Annotated in this window: 15 protein-coding genes; 4 read left to right on the top strand and 11 right to left on the bottom strand. The window is 72.0% G+C overall.

Annotation, left to right across the window (positions count from 1 at the left end):
- Positions 1-38: 38 nt before the first annotated feature.
- Together C1N71_RS12815 and C1N71_RS12810 are read right to left on the bottom strand one after the other, a co-directional pair.
- Complete coding sequence (locus C1N71_RS12815; RefSeq protein WP_137756759.1) at positions 39-854, bottom strand: N-acyl homoserine lactonase family protein; 816 nt, start codon at positions 852-854, stop codon at positions 39-41.
- Positions 855-862: 8 nt separating this feature from the next.
- Positions 863-2278, bottom strand: coding sequence for an MFS transporter (locus C1N71_RS12810; RefSeq protein ID WP_175414216.1), 1416 nt, complete (start codon positions 2276-2278; stop codon positions 863-865).
- Between the two features lie 239 nt (positions 2279-2517).
- Here C1N71_RS12810 and C1N71_RS12805 point away from each other — a divergent pair, with 239 nt between their 5' ends.
- The gene (locus C1N71_RS12805) at positions 2518-3855 is read left to right on the top strand and encodes an MFS transporter (RefSeq protein WP_137756757.1); all 1338 of its coding nucleotides are present in this window, start codon (positions 2518-2520) and stop codon (positions 3853-3855) included.
- A 15-nt stretch (positions 3856-3870) separates the two neighbouring features.
- Here the strand turns inward: C1N71_RS12805 and C1N71_RS12800 are convergent, their stop codons facing one another.
- Positions 3871-5013 (bottom strand): phosphotransferase, encoded by a 1143-nt coding sequence (locus tag C1N71_RS12800; RefSeq protein ID WP_137756756.1) that lies wholly within the window; start codon positions 5011-5013, stop codon positions 3871-3873.
- A gap of 105 nt (positions 5014-5118) precedes the next feature.
- Between C1N71_RS12800 and C1N71_RS12795 the strand changes: the two genes are divergently transcribed.
- Positions 5119-5937 (top strand): LLM class flavin-dependent oxidoreductase, encoded by an 819-nt coding sequence (locus C1N71_RS12795; RefSeq protein WP_137756755.1) that lies wholly within the window; start codon positions 5119-5121, stop codon positions 5935-5937.
- Between the two features lie 24 nt (positions 5938-5961).
- Here C1N71_RS12795 and C1N71_RS12790 read toward each other — a convergent pair whose 3' ends face one another.
- The 8 genes from C1N71_RS12790 to C1N71_RS12755 all read right to left on the bottom strand — a co-directional run bounded on the left by C1N71_RS12790 (position 5962) and on the right by C1N71_RS12755 (position 14050).
- Positions 5962-7002 (bottom strand): glutathione S-transferase family protein, encoded by a 1041-nt coding sequence (locus tag C1N71_RS12790; RefSeq protein WP_137756754.1) that lies wholly within the window; start codon positions 7000-7002, stop codon positions 5962-5964.
- A 126-nt stretch (positions 7003-7128) separates the two neighbouring features.
- The gene (locus tag C1N71_RS12785) at positions 7129-7704 is read right to left on the bottom strand and encodes a nitroreductase family protein (RefSeq protein ID WP_137756753.1); all 576 of its coding nucleotides are present in this window, start codon (positions 7702-7704) and stop codon (positions 7129-7131) included.
- Positions 7705-7862: 158 nt separating this feature from the next.
- Entirely contained in the window at positions 7863-9626 is a 1764-nt protein-coding gene (locus C1N71_RS12780; RefSeq protein ID WP_137757339.1) for a thiamine pyrophosphate-dependent enzyme, read from the bottom strand.
- Positions 9627-9794: 168 nt separating this feature from the next.
- On the bottom strand, positions 9795-11060 hold the full coding sequence (locus tag C1N71_RS12775; protein ID WP_254678007.1) for an MFS transporter: 1266 nt from the start codon (positions 11058-11060) through the stop codon (positions 9795-9797).
- A 58-nt stretch (positions 11061-11118) separates the two neighbouring features.
- Positions 11119-11547 (bottom strand): MarR family winged helix-turn-helix transcriptional regulator, encoded by a 429-nt coding sequence (locus C1N71_RS12770; protein ID WP_137756752.1) that lies wholly within the window; start codon positions 11545-11547, stop codon positions 11119-11121.
- Between the two features lie 66 nt (positions 11548-11613).
- A complete protein-coding gene (locus C1N71_RS12765) occupies positions 11614-12081 on the bottom strand; it encodes a MarR family winged helix-turn-helix transcriptional regulator (RefSeq protein ID WP_137756751.1) in 468 nt (155 codons plus the stop codon).
- Between the two features lie 59 nt (positions 12082-12140).
- Positions 12141-12764, bottom strand: a complete 624-nt coding sequence (locus C1N71_RS12760) for a CE1759 family FMN reductase (RefSeq protein WP_137756750.1) — start codon at positions 12762-12764, stop codon at positions 12141-12143.
- 134 nt (positions 12765-12898) lie between these two features.
- Entirely contained in the window at positions 12899-14050 is a 1152-nt protein-coding gene (locus C1N71_RS12755; protein WP_137757337.1) for an LLM class flavin-dependent oxidoreductase, read from the bottom strand.
- 201 nt (positions 14051-14251) lie between these two features.
- Between C1N71_RS12755 and C1N71_RS12750 the strand changes: the two genes are divergently transcribed.
- Positions 14252-14608: an A1S_2505 family phage non-structural protein gene (locus tag C1N71_RS12750; RefSeq protein WP_137756749.1), complete on the top strand. Its 357-nt coding sequence runs from the start codon at positions 14252-14254 to the stop codon at positions 14606-14608.
- A 198-nt stretch (positions 14609-14806) separates the two neighbouring features.
- Positions 14807-16240, top strand: coding sequence for an MFS transporter (locus C1N71_RS12745; RefSeq protein ID WP_137757336.1), 1434 nt, complete (start codon positions 14807-14809; stop codon positions 16238-16240).
- The last annotated feature ends 28 nt before the right edge of the window (positions 16241-16268 follow it).

The following is a 16268-nucleotide window of genomic DNA, read 5'->3' as shown; positions in this document are numbered from 1 at the left end:
CGCTCCTGTCTGCGTGGCGTCTGTCATGGATGGTCGGCTCAGCCGATGCGGGCCGTGAGGCCGGGCAGCGGGCCGTCGGCGATGCGGCCGAACCGGTCGAGCGTGGAGGGGTCGTGGCCCGAGACGAGGTGCTGCACGCGCCCGTCGGCGACCATGGCGTGCAGCAGGTCGAACCCCGCGTACATCGCCGGGAGGTCGGCGACGAATGCGAACGGCACGTCGTCGTCGTGCTCCTCGTAGTAGTGGATGGCGTCGGAGGCGAGCGCGACGACGCCGTCGGCGGTGTCGACGAGCACGATCGACTGGCCGGGCGTGTGCCCGCCGACGCGCAGCATCCGCACGCCGGGAGCGATCTCGAGCTCGTCGTCGAATGTGCGCAGGCGGCCCTCGGCCTCGACGCGGCGCAGCGTCTCGAGCTCCGCATCCTCGATCGAGTGATGGAACTGCGCGCGCTGCTCCATGCCGCTCGACCAGAAGTCGCGCTCGGCGGCCGAGATCGTCACGCGCGCCGACGCGAACGCGTCGACGTTGCCGATGTGGTCGTAGTGCGCATGCGTGACGAGCACCTCGGGCGCCGTCGCGGCGTCGACGCCGAGGGCGGCGAGCGCCTCGATCGGCTGGGCGAGGAAGGTGCGGGAGCGGTTCGCGCCGCCCGCGGCGGAGAACCCGGTGTCGACGACGATCGGACCGCTCGGCGTCTCGACGAGCCAGAGGAAGTAGTCCATGCCGATGGGCTCGTCGGGTCGGCCGTAGATGCCCCAGTTGAGGTACACCTCCGACTTGCGACCCTGACGCGTGCCGTACTGCACGATCGTCACGCGGTTCGCACCGCTCGTCGACACCGGGTTCGTCATGCGTGCTCCTACCGCTGCTCGGTCGTCGTGGCCGCGGGCGCGGCCGGGGTCGTGCCGGGCACGTGTTCCTCGAGGTGCGCGAGGTCGAGCCCGAGCGCCTCGCCCCGCTCCGCCTGGTGGTCGGCGGTGATGTCGCGGCCGGCCGTCTCGGGCAGCCAGCGCCAGATGAACGGCAGCGCGATGAGCGCGAGGACCACGAGGTACCAGGCGGGCGAGACCGGGTCGCCGGTGACGCCCGCGAGCCACACGCCGACGTACGAGGCGGGGCCGGCGATGAACGCGAGGGCGAAGTTGAAGCCGATGGCGCTCGCGCTCGAGCGGTTCGAGGCCGGGAAGAGCTCGACGAGCATCACGACCGTCGTGACCGAGACGAGCGCCTGCGTCATCGTCAGCAGGATCATCGCCAGCACGACGGGCGCGAACCCGCCGCCCGTGCTCGACATGATCATGAAGACCGGGATCGGCAGCAGCACGTAGCCGATGGTGCCGATGATGTTGAGGCGACGTCGACCGAAGCGGTCGGAGAGGGCGCCCGCGACCGGGCACAGGATCATGTAGACCGTGAGGCCGACGGCGCTCATCGCGAGGGCGACGGGCCGCTCGACGCCGACGACCGTCATGAGGTAGTTCACGATGAACGTCGCGAGGTAGTAGAAGCCGGTGCCCTGCACGGCCGCGATCGCGACGGTGAGCAGGATGGGGCGCCAGTTCTCCTTGAACGCGCGCAGCACGGGCGCCTGCTCCTTCTCGTCCTTCGCCTCGACCGTCTTGTAGACGGGCGTCTCGCCGAGTCGCATGCGGATGTAGAGGCCGATGAGCGCGAGCGGCGCCGCCATGAGGAACGGCACGCGCCAGCCCCACGCGAGCAGGTCCTCGGTGCTGAGGATCGTGTTGAGCAGCAGCGCGAAGAGGCTGCCGGCGATGATCGCGAGGGCGGCGGTCGCCGAGATGACCGAGCCGAACTTGCCGCGGTGCGCGGTCGGCGTCGACTCGATGAGGTACGCGGCCGAGCCGGTCCACTCGCCGCCGGCGGAGAGGCCCTGGATGCAGCGGCACACGACGAGCAGGATCGGGGCGAGGATGCCGACGGTCGCGTAGATCGGCAGCAGGCCGATGATCGTCGTGGCGATGCCCATCGCGAGGATCGAGACGGCGAGCGCCGTGCGGCGGCCGAACTTGTCGCCGATCGGGCCGAGGATGAAGCCGCCGAGCGGTCGCATGAAGAAGCCGACCGCGAAGACCGCGAGCGACGACAGGATCGCGACGAACTCCGACGTGTCCGCCGGGAAGAACAGCTGGCCGATGATCACGGCGAAGAAGCCGTAGACCGCGAAGTCGAACCACTCCATGAAGTTGCCGACCGCGACCGCGACCGCCACCTTCGCCTTGGACGGCGCACCGGCCGTCGACGTGCTCGTGCTCACGAGTACCTCCTTGTACTGCGACGCCCTCCACGAGCGTGCGGGGCAACCATGCCTGATTGTCTGACAAAGCACAAGTCGGGCACCAGGTCGCGTCCCCTCGAGGCTCAGCATACGGGGCATTCGCGGGCTCGGCCTTGTTCGCAAGGCGTCTCATATGTACGATTGCCCGACAATCGGACATTCGCGTCGCATCGTGCCTCGCCGTCCGACGGACACCCGCAACGACGCGAGAGGCCGCCATGAGCGCGACGACCGATCCCAGCACGCTGCCCGACGATCCCGCCCGCCCAGGTCTCTCGCCACGCGGCGTCATGGTCGCGAGCGTCGTCGGCAACACCCTCGAGTTCTACGACTTCCTCGTCTACGGCACGATCGCCGCGCTCGTCTTCCCCGTGCTGTTCTTCCCGCAGGGCGGGGATCCGGCGATCGGCGTCCTGCTGTCGCTGTCGACGTTCGCGGTCGGCTTCTTCGCCCGGCCCGTCGGCGCGGCGGTCTTCGGGCACCTCGGCGACCGCATCGGGCGCCGACGCGCGCTCATGGCGACGCTGATCATCATGGGCGTCGCGACGATCCTCATCGGCTGCCTCCCGGTCTTCGGCCAGGTCGGCATCGTCGCGCCCATCCTGCTCGTCCTCCTGCGCCTCGTGCAGGGCTTCGCCGTCGGCGGCGAGTGGGGCGGCGCCGTGCTCATGATCTCCGAGTCGGGGCACCCGAGGAACGCCGGCCGCGGCACGAGCTTCGTGCAGCTCGGCTCTCCCTTCGGCCTGCTGCTCGCGAACGGCGCCGTGCTGCTCACCGTCACCGCCACGACCGACGAGCAGTTCCTCGACTGGGGCTGGCGCCTGCCGTTCGTGGCCTCCGCGCTGCTGCTCGTGGTCGGCATCTACATTCGGCTGCGGCTCGAGGAGACGCCGGTCTTCAAGCAGCTCGAGGAGGCGGGCGCGGTCGCCAAGGTCCCTGTCGCCGACGTCTTCCGCCACCAATGGCGCGCGCTGCTGCTCGGCATGGGCGCGACCGCCGTCGTGTTCTCGGGCTACTACGTCTTCACGATCATCTCCGTGACCTACCTCGGGAGGATCGGCGCGGACACGTCGATCGTGCTCACGGGGCTCGTGGTCGGCAGCGCGCTGTCGATCCCCGTCATCCTCTGCACGGGACGGCTCTCCGATCGCATCGGCCGTCGCCCGCTCTACTGGGTCGGCGCCGCCGCGACGGCCGTGTGGGGCTTCGTCTTCTTCCCGCTGCTCGACACGGGCTCCGCGCCCCTCATCGTGCTCGCCGTCTCCGTCGGCATCCTCACGTGGGCGATCATGTACGGCGTGCAGGGCGCGTTCCTGCCCGAGCTCTTCCCGCAGCAGCTGCGCTACACGGGCTCGTCGCTCGCCTTCCAGCTCACGAGCGCCCTCGGCGGCCTCGTCCCGGTCGTGTGCATCGCGCTGCTCACCGCGTTCGGCACCACGGCGGCGATCGGCGCCTTCGTGGCGCTCACCGCCGTGGTGTCGGCCGTCGCGGCGCTCCTCGCACCCGAGACGGCGCCGGGTGCGCTCGAGGCGAGGGGAGCGGCCGCCGAGCGCTGACGCGGTCGCGTGTCGTCAGCCGGCGCGCTCGGCGGTCGGGGCGACGCCGACGAGGGATGCCGCCTCGTCGAGCATGCGGTCGGCGCGATCCTCGGCGCCCTGCTGCACCGCCGACAGCGCGTGCGCCAGCAGATGGGCTGCGGTGAGCGCCCGCGAGTGGGGGCCGTCGAGCCAGCGGTCGGATGCGACGTCGGCGAGCACGTGCAGCGCGACGGCAGCCTCCGAGCGTCCGGCCGCCTCGGTGAGCAGCGCGCTCGTGCGCGCGTGGCCGATGAACGCCGCGGAGTCCTCGTCGCGGTCGCCGACGCCCGCGGTGTCGACGTCGATGAGCCCCGTGACGGCGTCGCCCGTGAAGAACAGCTGCCCCAGGTGCAGGTCGCCGTGGACGACGACCGGCAGCGTGACGTCGCGGCGGCGCCGGTGCACGCCCGCGCGCACAGCCATCGCGACGCCCGCGCGCGCCGGCGAGGCAGCAGCGAGCCTGGCGGCGTACCAGTCGATCCGGGACGCGAGGGCGGGTCGGGCGGCGCCCGAGACCTCGGCGCGCTCGAGCCCGACGCGCACGACGTCGACCGCCTGCAGCAGCACGTCGGGGGCGAGCTCCGTCGCCGCCTTCGGTCCCGCGACGCCCTCGGCGCCCTCGATGAGCAGACAGCCCTGCGCGGCCCTGCCGGCGACGCGGGGCACGGGCACGCCCGCCTTCGCGAGGGCGGTGTGCAGCTGCGCGATGCGCTCGGTCGCGTCGGGCGTGACGATCTTCAGGAAGCGCTCGCCGTCGTCGCCGCGCAGCCGCAGGACGGCGCGCTTGCCGGGTCGGTACGCGACGATCTCCGACTCCACCGTGCCCTCGACGCCCAGCAGCTCGAGCAGCCGCGCGGCCGACTCGCCGGTCGCCGCGACGGGCAGGGTCGGCAGCCGCGGGTCGGCGGGGTGCATCCACACGCGTGCGCGCACGGCGTCTCCCGAGCGCACGACGAACCCGGTCTCCTCGGGCACGGACTCGCCGGAGGTGTCGACGAACCAGGTCTGGGACGCGCCGTCGTCATCGACCTCGAACCCGGCGATCACGCCACGGCCGTACGGGTCGCGCGAGATGAGCCGCCCGCGGCGGCCGATGGCCTCCTCGAGCAGCGCCTGCTCGGCCGACGACGACTCCATGCCCACGATCCTCCCAGCCCGCGCTGGGCGGGTGCTGGTGTTGCATGCGCGGCGTCGGTGTGCCACGTCGCCCACGACGTCGGTGGCCGTCGCTAGCGTCGGGGCATGGTCGACGTCGCCCTCATCCTCCCGCCCGATCAGCCGCCCGAGTCCTTCTGCCGCGTCGCGGTCGCCGCCGACGCCGCAGGGCTCGACGAGCTCTGGGTGTGGGAGGACTGCTTCGCGCAGTCCGGCGTGGCCGCCGCTGCCGCGATCCTCGCCTGGACGCCGCGGATCCGCGTGGGCATCGGCCTCATGCCCGCGCCGCTGCGGGCCGTCGCGCTCGAGGCGATGGAGGTCGCGACGCTCGCCCGCCTGTTCCCCGGCCGGCTGCTGCCGGGATTCGGGCACGGCGTGCAGTCGTGGATGGCGCAGGCCGGCGTGCGCGCCCGCTCGCCGATGACGCTGCTGCGCGAGCATCTCGAGGCGCTGCGGCCGCTGCTCGCGGGCGAGTCCGTGACGACGATCGGCGACGAGGTCGTGCTCGACGACGTGTGGCTGCGCTGGCCGCCGCGCGAGCCGCTGCCGCTCCTCGTCGGCGCGACGGGTGCCCGCTCGCTCGCGCTCGCCGGCGAGCTCGGCGACGGGGTCATCCTCACCGACGGCCACGACGTCGACGTCGTCGCCGAGCGGATGCGGCACGTGCGAGCGGCCCGCGATGCGGCGGGGCGCCCGGGCGCCCCGGCCGCCGTCGTGTTCCTCGGCGACCGCTGGGGCTCGGACGCCCGCTCGCTCGCGGAGCGGATCCGGTCGCTGGCCGCCGTCGGGGCGACGAGCGTCGCGGTGTTCCACGCCGACGAGCCCGGCGGCGCGCCGATCGGCGATGACCGCATCCTCGAGTCCGTCGCGATCGTCGCCGAGGCCCGGACGCTGCTGCGCGGCTGATCCGCAGGCCCCCGCGCCGCGCGCTCAGCCGACGGGCGCGATGCCGCCCGGCAGCGGCGTCGCGTGCTGCGGCACGCGCTCGGCCCCGCGCGGCGGCGGGGGCGGGGTGCCCTCGCCGAACGGCGAGCCGCCCGTCGACAGCGAGGCGCGGTCGTGCGGCTCGAGCCAGCCCTCGAGCGCCGGCCCCTTCGGCACGATGCCCGACGGGTTCACGTCCTCGTGCACGACGTAGTAGTGCTCCTTGATCTGGGCGAAGTCGATGGTGTCGCCGAACCCCGGCGTCTGGAAGAGGTCGCGCGCGTAGCCCCACAGCGCCGGCAGCTCCACCAGCTTCTGCCGATTCGCCTTGAAGTGCCCGTGGTACACGGGGTCGAAGCGCGCGAGGGTCGTGAAGAGGCGCACGTCGGCCTCGGTGATCGTGTCGCCCATGAGGAATCGGCGGGTCGACAGGCGCTCCTCAAGCCAGTCGAGCGCCGTCCAGAGTCGGTCGTAGGCGTCGTCGTACGCGGCCTGGCTGCCCGCGAAGCCGCACCGGTACACGCCGTTGTTGACCTCGGTGTAGACGCGTCGCATGACCGCATCCATCTCCTCGCGCAGATGCGCGGGCAGCAGGTCGGGCGCGCCCTCGCGGTGGTGCGCGCGCCACTCGGTGGACAGGTCGAGGCTCATCTGCGCGAAGTCGTTCGTCACGACGGCGCCCGAGGGCACGTCGACGATCGCCGGCACGGTGATGCCCTTGGGGTAGTCGGGGATGCGGCGGAGGTAGGCCTCCTGCAGGCGCTCGATGCCGAGCACGGGGTCGACGCCGCCGGGGTCGAGGTCGAAGGTCCACGAGCGTGCGTCGTGCGTCGGGCCGCACAGGCCGAGCGACAGCACGTCCTCGAGGCCGAGCAGCCGCCGCACGATGAGCATGCGGTTCGCCCAGGGGCACGCCCGCGCGGCGATCAGCCGGTAGCGGCCGGGCTCGACGGGCCAGCCGTCGGCGCCGTCCGCGGTGATGCGCGACTCGATGTAGTCGGTGTCGCGGGTGTACTCCTGGCCGGGGCTCACGTAGTCGGAGGGCATGGTGCCAACGCTACGTGCGCATCCCCTGCGGTGCCGATGGGATGCGGAGACGGCGATCGGGCGGTAGTGGCTCGCTCGTGTCGCGAGCCACCGCCGCCCGATCGCGCGCCGACCGTGATCGATCGGTCAGGAGGCGAGGACGATCTGAGCGATCGGCTTGCGCGCGCGGGGCGCGTGCTCGCGCTCGCGCAGCATCGCGTCGAGCTCCTCCGCGTCGCCGAGCGAGCCGAGCGCGACGACCGTGACGGGCTGGAGGCGCTCGTCGAGGTCGAAGGCCGTCGCAGCCGCCGCGGCGTCGAAGCCCGACATCTGGTGCACGACGAGGCCGTCGGCGTGCGCCTGGATCGTCAGGTGCGCGACGGCCTGGCCGAGGTCGTAGACGGCGGTGGGGTTCGCGCGGCCCTCCTCGTTCGCCGTCTCGGCGATCGCGAGGATGAGCACGGAGGCGTTCGGCGCCCACATGCGGTTGAACTCGGCGAGCGATGCGACGATGCGGTCGAACGCCTCGGTGCCGCGGCGCGCGACGACGAAGCGCCACGGCTGGGCGTTGTAGGCGGACGGGCTCCAGCGGGCGGCCTCGAGGGCCTTCGCGAGCAGCGCCTCGTCGATCTCGACGGGCTCGTAGGCGCGCGGGCTCCAGCGCTCCTGGAGGACCTCGAGGATGTCGTGGTCGGTGGGTGCGGTGCGGTCGACGATGGTCATGTCGGCTCCTTCGGTCGCGTGACGGATGGATGCGGTCGCCGTTGACCCGACGACTGCAACGCATCCGTCGCCCTCGTCCATTCCCGATTCGTTCGAATGTGAAGGACCGGTGGCCGCGACGTCGCCGCGCGGAGGGGCGCGCGTCGCCGAGCGCCGCGTCAGTACGCCTGCGAGCGCTGCTCCACGACGACGTGCAGCAGCACGAACCGGTCGCCGGTGCGCGCGAGCTCGAGCGCGCGGGCGACGGCGTCCGGCACCTCGGCATCCGTCTCGACGCGGATGCCGTGCCCGCCGTACGCCTGCGCGAGCAGCGCGAAGTCGGGGTTCTGCAGCTGCGTGCCCGATACGCGCCCGGGGTGGTGGCGCTCCTGGTGCGTGCGGATCGTGCCGTACTCGCCGTTGTCGACGACGATCACGAGGAGACGCGCGCCGATCTGCGCCGCCGTCGCGAGCTCCTGCCCGTTCATGAGGAGCTCGCCGTCGCCGGCGATCGAGACGACCTGGCGCCCGGGGAAGCGCAGGGTCGCCGTGACCGCCGAGGGGATCGAGTAGCCCATCGAGCCGTTGCCGCAGCTGAGCATCGAGGCGTACGTGCGGGTGGGGAAGTACCGGTGCGCCCAGTTCGTGTGCTCGCCGGCGCCGAACGTCACCATCGCGTCGTCGTCGAGCGCGGGCACGAGATGGGCCATGACGGTGTCCATCGAGGCGCGGCCGGCCCGGGGCGTCGGCGACGGCAGCCCCGCGAACGACTCCTGCTGGCGGCGCAGCGTGCGCGTCCAGGCTCCCCAGCCGTCGTGGGGCAGGTCGAGCTCGACGAGGTCGCGCACGAACGCCTTCGGCCTGGCGAGGATGTGGTGGCTCACGGCGCCGGAGCGACCACGCAGGCCGGAGTCGATCGAGACGAGCACGTTGCGGCGCGTCAGCCCCTGCCTCGCCTGGAAGCCGTCGGTGACGACGTCGCCGGGCAGCGTGCCGACGAAGAGCAGCAGGTCGCACTCCTCGAGCACGTCGTACGTCGGCTTCGGCCGCCCGTAGCCGATGGGGCCGACGTATGAGGGCGAGTCGAAGCCGACGATGCCCTCCGTGCGCCACTCGGCGGCGGCAGGGATCCGGTGCCGCTCGAGCCAGGCGGTGAGCGCTGCGGCCGACTCGGCATCCCAGTCGTTGCCGCCCGTGACGACGAGCGGCTTGCGCGATGCGAGCAGCGCGTCGCGCAGCAGGTCGCGGTCGGCGCGCGTCATGCCGCCGTCGGCGACGGGCAGCACGGGCTGCTGCACGCGAGGCACCGGCTGGCGGATGACGTCCTCCGGCAGGCCGATGACGACGGGGCCGGGGCGGCCGCTGCGGGCGGTGAAGATCGCCTCCGCGACGGTCTCCGCGGCGCGCTCGGCGACGTCGAGGATCATGACGCGCTTCGCGCCGGTGTCGAACCAGCCGCGCACGTCGAACTCCTGGAAGGCCTCCTTCTCGCGATGTCCGCTCGGGATGAGGCCGACGAAGAGCAGCATGGGGGTCGAGTCCTGCCATGCGGTGTGGACGCCGACGAGCGCGTTGGCGGCGCCGGGCCCGCGCGTGACCATCGCGACGCCCGGCAGCGCGCCGAGCTTTCCCTCGGCCTCGGCCATGTACGCGGCGCCGCCCTCGTGGCGGCAGACGATCGTCTCGATCGCCGAGTCGTGCAGGCCGTCGAGCACCTCGAGGTAGCTCTCGCCCGGCACGACGTACGCGCGCGGGATGCCGTGCTCCTCGAGCACGCGCACGATGGCGTGGCCCGCGGTCTCGAACGGCGGCGGGCTGGCCTGCTCGGCGTCGAGGATCGCGGTTCTTGACGTCTGGGACACGGTCTCTCCTGGGGTCGACGGCCGCCGACGACGCGTGCGGCGCGGACGGCGGGGTGCGGCGGGTCGCCGTGTCGACCGCATCCGAGCGGCGCGGCGACGATGGGCGAGCAGCACCGGCACGTCCTCGTGCCGCGGTCGACGCTACGCGCGCTTCCGCCGGCCGTAGTAGGCGAATGTGGAGAAGTCGCGTGGTGGATTGCGCGACTGGCAAGAAGTCGAGGTCTTGCGGCGCCGAGCGATGCCAGCGACTCACGCCTTCGTCGTGTGCAGCTCCTCGGTGACGGTCGCGAGGCGCAGCGTGCCCGTGCGCGTCATGCGGTCGGCGCGTCGCTGGCGCGTCCACCACGCGGCGCCGATGAGGAACGCGACGAGCGCCGTGAAGCAGGCGACCATGATCGCCCAGCTCGGCCCGAACTCGTCCGCGACCCAGCCGACGATGGGCGCGCCGATGGGCGTGCCACCGAGGAACACCGCCGAGTACAGCGCCATGACGCGCCCGCGCATCTCCGGCGCCGTCGACAGCTGCACCGTCGAGTTCGCGTTCGTCATGAACAGCTGCGCCGTGAAGCCCGCGAGCGCGAGCCCGACGGCGAAGAGCCAGAGGTTCGGCACCCAGGCGAGGATCGCGCAGGCGACGGCGAAGGCACCGAGGCCGCCGATCACGAGCGTCCACCGCGGTCGCTCCGAGCGCGCGGCGAGGAGCGCACCCGAGACCGAGCCGATCGCCATCGACGACGACAGCAGGCCGAACGTGTCGGCGTTCGCGCCGAACTGCACCGTCATGGTCGAGATGAAGATCGGGAAGTTCAGGCCGAACGTGCCGAGCGTGAACGCCATCACCATCACGATGACGATGTCGTGGCGCCTGCCGACGTAGCGCATGCCCTGCACGATGTCGCCGAGCCCGCGGGCGCCGCGCGGCGCGGGCTGCAGCTCGTCGCGCCGCAATCGTGCGAGCGCGATGAGCATCGCGGCGAACGTCAGCGCGTTCACGAGGAAGACGGGGCCGGCGCCGATGAGCGCGATGGCGAGGCCGGCGACGGCGGGGCCGACGAGGCGCGCGCCGTGGAACGACGCCGAGTTCAGCGCGACGGCGTTCGAGATCTGCTCGGTCCCGACGATCTCGGACACGAACGACTGCCTCGCGGGGTTGTCGAACGCCTGCGTCGAGCCGAACAGCGCCGCGAACACCCACACCATCCACAGCTGCAGCGCGCCCGTGACGGCCAGCGCGCCGAGCGCGAGCGAGAGGATGCCGAGCGTCGACTGCGTGACGACGAGCACGTTCCGCTTCGGGAAGCGATCGGCGACGAGGCCGGACAGCGGCACGAGCAGCAGCTGCGGGCCGAACTGCAGCGCCATCGTGACGCCCACCGCCGTCGCGTCCTGGTCGGTCAGCTGCGTCAGCGTGATCCACGACAGGGCCGTCGCCTGCATCCATGCGCCGACGTTCGAGATGAGGGCGCCGACGAACCACGTGCGGTAGTTGAAGATCCGGAGGCTGCGGAACATCATGCGCGGGCCTCCGGCTCGTCGATGGGGATGGGAGAGTCGAGGGTGGGGCCGCCGCGCGTCATGCGTCGGCCTCCGCGATGCGCTCCATGATGCGAGCGGCCTGCTGCAGCGTCGCGCGCTCCTCGGGGGTGAGGTCGTCGAGGCGGGCGGCGAGCCACGCGTTGCGGCGGCGCCGCGTCTCCTCGATCATCTGCTGACCCTCGTCGGTGATGACCAGCAGCTGCTTGCGGCCGTCGGTCTCGTGCGGCGTGCGATCGACGTAGCCGTGGTCGACGAGCCCCTGCACGGTGCGCAGCATGCTCGGCGGCGTCACGCGCTCCTTCGTCGAGAGCTCCTGCAGCGTGATGGGGCCGCACTTCTGCATCGTGCCGAGGGCCGACATGTGCGGGAAGCCGAGCGTCTCGTCCGCGACCGAGCGGCGCAGCCGGCGCGACAGACGCGCGACCGCGATGCGGAGGTCGTTGGAGAGCGCGAGGGAACGAGGCATGCCGTTCGTTAGCCTAACGAATGGTCTGTCGACACGCCAAGCCCACGTGGTCAGCCGACGCGCGCCTCAGTCGTCGTCGGGGATCTGCGCCGTCTCGCACTCGCCGAGCAGCGTCGAGCGCACGGGGGCGAAGATGCCCTCGAGCTGCGCCGCCTCGGCGTCGGAGATGCGCGAGAGGAAGAGCTCCTCGACGTGGCGCGCGTGCATCGGCCGCGCGCGACGCAGCGTGCGACGACCGTCCTCGGTGAGCACCGCGTCGGTGCCGCGGCGGTCGGCGGGCGACGCCTCGCGCTGCACCCAGCCCTTCGCCTCGAGCTGCTGCATGCGATACGTCAGGCGCCCCGGCGCGAACGCGAGCTGACGGGCGAGGGTGCCCATGCGCATGCGCTCGCCGTCGGCCTCCGACAGCAGCAGGAGGATGTTGAAGTCGGCGAGATCGAGGCCGCACGCGTCCTTGAGGCGCCGCTCGAGGGCGGCTGCGAGCATCGCGCTGCCCTCGAAGTAGGTGCGCCACGCCTCGGAGGCGGCGGTCATGGCTCGAGCGTACGGCGCGTCGCTGGTGACCGCCTGCGATCCGGCGGCGCCGACGACGGTCATCGTCCCAGCAGCGACGCGAAGTCCTCGAAGTCGTCGCTGTCGGCGTCGAACGGATCCGCCTTCGGTGCGCGCGGCATCTGCGTCACGAGGCGGGCGAGCTCGCGGCCGGCACGATCGATGCGCGTCTGCAGCGCGGAGTCCTGGCCCCAGTCCTCCGTCGCGGCGAACACGCCGGTGGGGGCGACGACGGCACCGAGATACGCGAAGAGCGGGCGCAGCGCGGTGTCGACGACCATCGAGTGCCGCACGGTGCCGCCCGTCGCGCCGAGCAGCGTCGGGATGCCCGCGAGCTCGCGCTCGGCGATGCCGTCGATGAACGACTTGAACAGGCCCGAGTACGACATCGTGAAGACCGGCGTGACGGCGACGATCGCGTCGGCCGTCGTCACGCGACGCACCGCCTCCTCGAGCGCCGGGGGTGCGACGCGCGTCACGAGGTTCGTGGCGACGTCGTGAGCGAGCGGACGCAGCTCGACCGCGTCGACGGTGGCGGTGCGGCCGACGTCGGCGAGCGCGCGCTGCGTCGCCTCGCCGAGGCGGGTGGCGAGCATCGTCGTCGTCGAGGGGTCGCCGAGGCCCGCGCTCACGATGGCGATGCGGGTCGGGGTGGTGTCGGTCATCGGTTCCTCCTGGAGGTCCAACCGGGATGCGTCGCGGATGCTTCCGCGTCCATCCCTGAGATCCGTGCCAGATCTGAGGTCTTCGGCCCTTCGTGAGGTCGGAAAGGGCCGAAGACCTCAGATCCGTGTGGGGGTCAGGCGCGCTCGGGGGCGATCGCCGCGGCGGTGTCGACGTCGTCGCGCACGACGTGCTCCGCCTCCTGCACGAGCTCCGCGTCGCGCTGGGCGACGAGGGATGCGTGCGTCGGCGCGTCGGGGACGCCGGGGGCGCGCAGACGGTCGAACTCGGCCCGCAGCACCGGCACGACCTCGCGGCCGAGCATCTCGAGCTGGTCGAGCACGACCTCCACGGGCAGGCCCGCGTGGTCGATGAGGAACAGCTGGCGCTGGTAGTCGCCCGCGTAGTCGCGGAACGACAGCGTCTTCTCGATGACCTGCTCGGGCGTGCCGACCGTGAGGGGCGTCTGCGCCGTGAAGTCCTCGAGGCTCGGGCCGTGGCCGTACACCGGCGCCTCGTCGAAGTAGGGGCGGAAGCGTCGCTTCGCCTCGGCCTCGGTCTCGGCCATGAAGACCTGGCCGCCGAGGCCGACGATCGCCTCCTCCTTCGCGCCGTGCCCGTGGTGCTCGAAGCGCCGGCGGTACAGCTCCACCATCTGCTGGGTGTGCTCCTTGTTCCAGAAGATGTTGTTGTGGAAGAAGCCGTCGCCGTAGTAGGCGGCCTGCTCGGCGATCTGCGGCGTACGGATCGAGCCGTGCCACACGAACGGCGGCACGCCATCGAGCGGCGCGGGCGTCGAGGTGTAGCCCGTGAGCGGCGTGCGGTGCTTGCCGGACCAGTTCACGACCGGCTCGCGCCACAGGCGGCGCAGCAGGTCGTAGTGCTCGATCGCGAGCGACAGCCCGTCGCGGATGTCGTACCCGAACCAGGGGTAGACGGGCCCGGTGTTGCCTCGCCCGAGCGTCAGGTCGACGCGACCGTCGGCGAGGTGCTGCAGCATCGCGTAGTCCTCGGCGATCTTCACCGGGTCGTTCGTCGTGATGAGCGTCGTCGCGGTCGACAGCTGCAGCGTCGTCGTCTGCGCGGCGATGTACGCGAGCGTCGTCGTGGGGCTCGACGAGAAGAACGGCGGGTTGTGGTGCTCGCCGAGCGCGAAGACGTCGAGCCCGACCTCCTCGGCCTTCCTCGCGATCGCCAGGACGTCCTGGATGCGCTTCGCCTCGGTCGGCGTCCGCCCGGTGGTGGGGTCGCGCGTGATGTCGCTCACCGTGAAGATGCCGAACTGCATGCTGCTCATGGCCGCCTCCTGCTGGTCTGTCGATCCAAAGTATTTCGAATCTGAAGCAAACCAACAAGCGCGACGCGAATCCATTCCCGCTGCGCGCAGGAGCGCCGCATCCCGGGCGTGGCGCGCCGGTCGCGCGCAGCACGGCTCGCCTGGTCCGCGCCACCCGTCGCGCCCGTCTCGCGCTCGTGCCACGCTCGCGGCATGGAGCCCATCACCGAGCTGGCCGAGGACGAGGTCTTCGTCTTCGGGTCGAACGCCGACGGCGCGCACGCCGCGGGCGCCGCGCGCACCGCGGCCGAGCGCTTCGGCGCGGTGTGGGGCGAGGGCGACGGGCTGCACGGACAGTCGTACGCGATCGACACGATGAGCGGACCCGAGGTGCTCGCCGATCGTGTCGCCGCCTTCCTGCGGTTCGCCGCCGAGCATCCGCGCCTGCGCTTCCTGCTCACGCCCATCGGCACCGGCATCGCCGGCTACCGGGCGGAGGAGGTGGCGCCCTTGTTCGCCGGTGCACCCGCGAACGTCGTGCTGCCACCGGAGTTCGCCGAGCTGCCCTGACGCGAGCCGCCACGCACGCCCCGGCGCGCGTGGCAAGCGCGTGCGCGGCCGGGCGGTCGGCGGTATCGTCCGTGCACCGTACCCCTGCGTGCGCGTTCGCGGGCAGCCAGCCGCGGCGCGCGCCACCAGCGGAAGGATCGCATCGTGACCACGCAGCACACCGAGCCGGACGGCACGGCATCCCACCCGAGGCTCGAGGTGGCCGACGTCATCGTCGTCGAGCGGAAGAAGGTCCGCACCGCCATCTCGGGCACCGTCGTCGGCAACTTCATGGAGTGGTTCGACTTCGGCATCTACGGCTACCTCACCGTGACCCTCACGGCGGTGTTCACCGCCGACCTGCCGGACCCGTGGGGCATCCTCGTGACGCTGCTGGGCTTCGCGATCTCGTTCATGGTCCGCCCGCTCGGCGGACTCGTGCTGGGCCCGCTCGGCGACCGCATCGGCCGCCAGAAGGTGCTCTTCCTGACGATGGCGATGATGGCGACCGCCACCGCCCTCATCGGCCTGCTGCCGACCTCGGCGCAGATCGGCCTGTGGGCGATCGTGCCGCTCTACCTGCTGAAGATGGTCCAGGGCTTCTCGACCGGCGGCGAGTACGCCGGCGCCACCACCTACGTCACCGAGTTCTCGCCCGACCGCAAGCGCGGGTTCTGGGCGTCGTGGCTCGACGTCGGCTCCTACGTCGGCTTCGCGGCCGGCGCGTCCGTCGTGGCCATCACGACGCTCGTCGTCGAGTCGATCTCCGGTCCCGACGCCATGCTCGAGTACGGCTGGCGCATCCCCTTCCTGCTCGCGATCCCGCTCGGCGCCGTCGCGATCTGGTTCCGCCTGCGCATCCCCGAGACTCCCTCGTTCGAGGTCGCCGAGCATGCCGGCTCGATCTCGAAGGACCCCTCCGATCCGCTGGCACGCCACGGCATCGGCGGCATCCTGCGCCACCACTGGCGCGCGATCCTCATCGCGATCGCGCTCGTCGCCGCGACGAACTCGGCCGGCTACGCGCTCACGAGCTACATGCCGACGTACCTCGAGGAGGAGGTCGGCGTCTCGAACCTCATGGCCGCCGTCGCGACGGTGCCGGTGCTCATCCTCATGTCCGCCTGCCTGCCGCTCATCGGACGGCTGTCGGATCGGATCGGCCGCAAGCCGGTCTACGGCATCGCCGTGGTGTCGACGCTCGTGCTCATGGTGCCCGCGTTCGCGATCATGCAGATCGGGGAGGAGTGGGCCGTGTTCATCGCGCTCGCGCTGGTCGCGATCCCCGTCGCGTTCTACGTCGCGATCTCGGCATCGGCGCTGCCTGCGCTCTTCCCGACCGCGACGCGATTCGGTGCGATGGGCATCGCCTACAACCTCGCGGTGTCGCTCTTCGGCGGCACGACGCCGCTGTTCTCGCAGGGCCTCATCGAGCTGACGGGCAACACCTACATGCCGGCCTTCTACATCATGTTCTTCGCAGCGCTCGGCGGCATCGCGATGCTCACGATGCGCGAGTCGGCGAACCGCCCGCTCATCGGCTCGGTGCCCGCGGTCGAGACGCGCGAGGAGGCCGAGGCGGTCGTCGAGCGGCAGGACACCGATCCGCTCATCGACACCTCGCAGATGCCGGTCGTCACCGCGCGAGGCTGAGCCGACGCCTCCATCGACGCCCCGAGCC

Origin of the sequence: Agrococcus sp. SGAir0287 (assembly GCF_005484985.1) — a bacterium.
GTDB lineage: Bacteria > Actinomycetota > Actinomycetes > Actinomycetales > Microbacteriaceae > Agrococcus.
This window is presented reverse-complemented; position numbering and strand designations above follow the sequence as displayed.

Bases quoted from the DNA above. Each gene is read 5' to 3' on its own strand.
- C1N71_RS12815 (WP_137756759.1), bottom strand. From the start codon at position 854: ATGACGAACCCGGTGTCGACGAGCGGTGCGAACCGCGTGACGATCGTG.
- C1N71_RS12805 (WP_137756757.1), top strand. From the start codon at position 2,518: ATGAGCGCGACGACCGATCCCAGCACGCTGCCCGACGATCCCGCCCGC.
- C1N71_RS12800 (WP_137756756.1), bottom strand. From the start codon at position 5,013: ATGGAGTCGTCGTCGGCCGAGCAGGCGCTGCTCGAGGAGGCCATCGGC.
- C1N71_RS12795 (WP_137756755.1), top strand. From the start codon at position 5,119: ATGGTCGACGTCGCCCTCATCCTCCCGCCCGATCAGCCGCCCGAGTCC.
- C1N71_RS12790 (WP_137756754.1), bottom strand. From the start codon at position 7,002: ATGCCCTCCGACTACGTGAGCCCCGGCCAGGAGTACACCCGCGACACC.
- C1N71_RS12785 (WP_137756753.1), bottom strand. From the start codon at position 7,704: ATGACCATCGTCGACCGCACCGCACCCACCGACCACGACATCCTCGAG.
- C1N71_RS12780 (WP_137757339.1), bottom strand. From the start codon at position 9,626: ATGCGGTCGACACGGCGACCCGCCGCACCCCGCCGTCCGCGCCGCACG.
- C1N71_RS12775 (WP_254678007.1), bottom strand. From the start codon at position 11,060: ATGATGTTCCGCAGCCTCCGGATCTTCAACTACCGCACGTGGTTCGTC.
- C1N71_RS12770 (WP_137756752.1), bottom strand. From the start codon at position 11,547: ATGCCTCGTTCCCTCGCGCTCTCCAACGACCTCCGCATCGCGGTCGCG.
- C1N71_RS12765 (WP_137756751.1), bottom strand. From the start codon at position 12,081: ATGACCGCCGCCTCCGAGGCGTGGCGCACCTACTTCGAGGGCAGCGCG.
- C1N71_RS12760 (WP_137756750.1), bottom strand. From the start codon at position 12,764: ATGACCGACACCACCCCGACCCGCATCGCCATCGTGAGCGCGGGCCTC.
- C1N71_RS12755 (WP_137757337.1), bottom strand. From the start codon at position 14,050: ATGCAGTTCGGCATCTTCACGGTGAGCGACATCACGCGCGACCCCACC.
- C1N71_RS12750 (WP_137756749.1), top strand. From the start codon at position 14,252: ATGGAGCCCATCACCGAGCTGGCCGAGGACGAGGTCTTCGTCTTCGGG.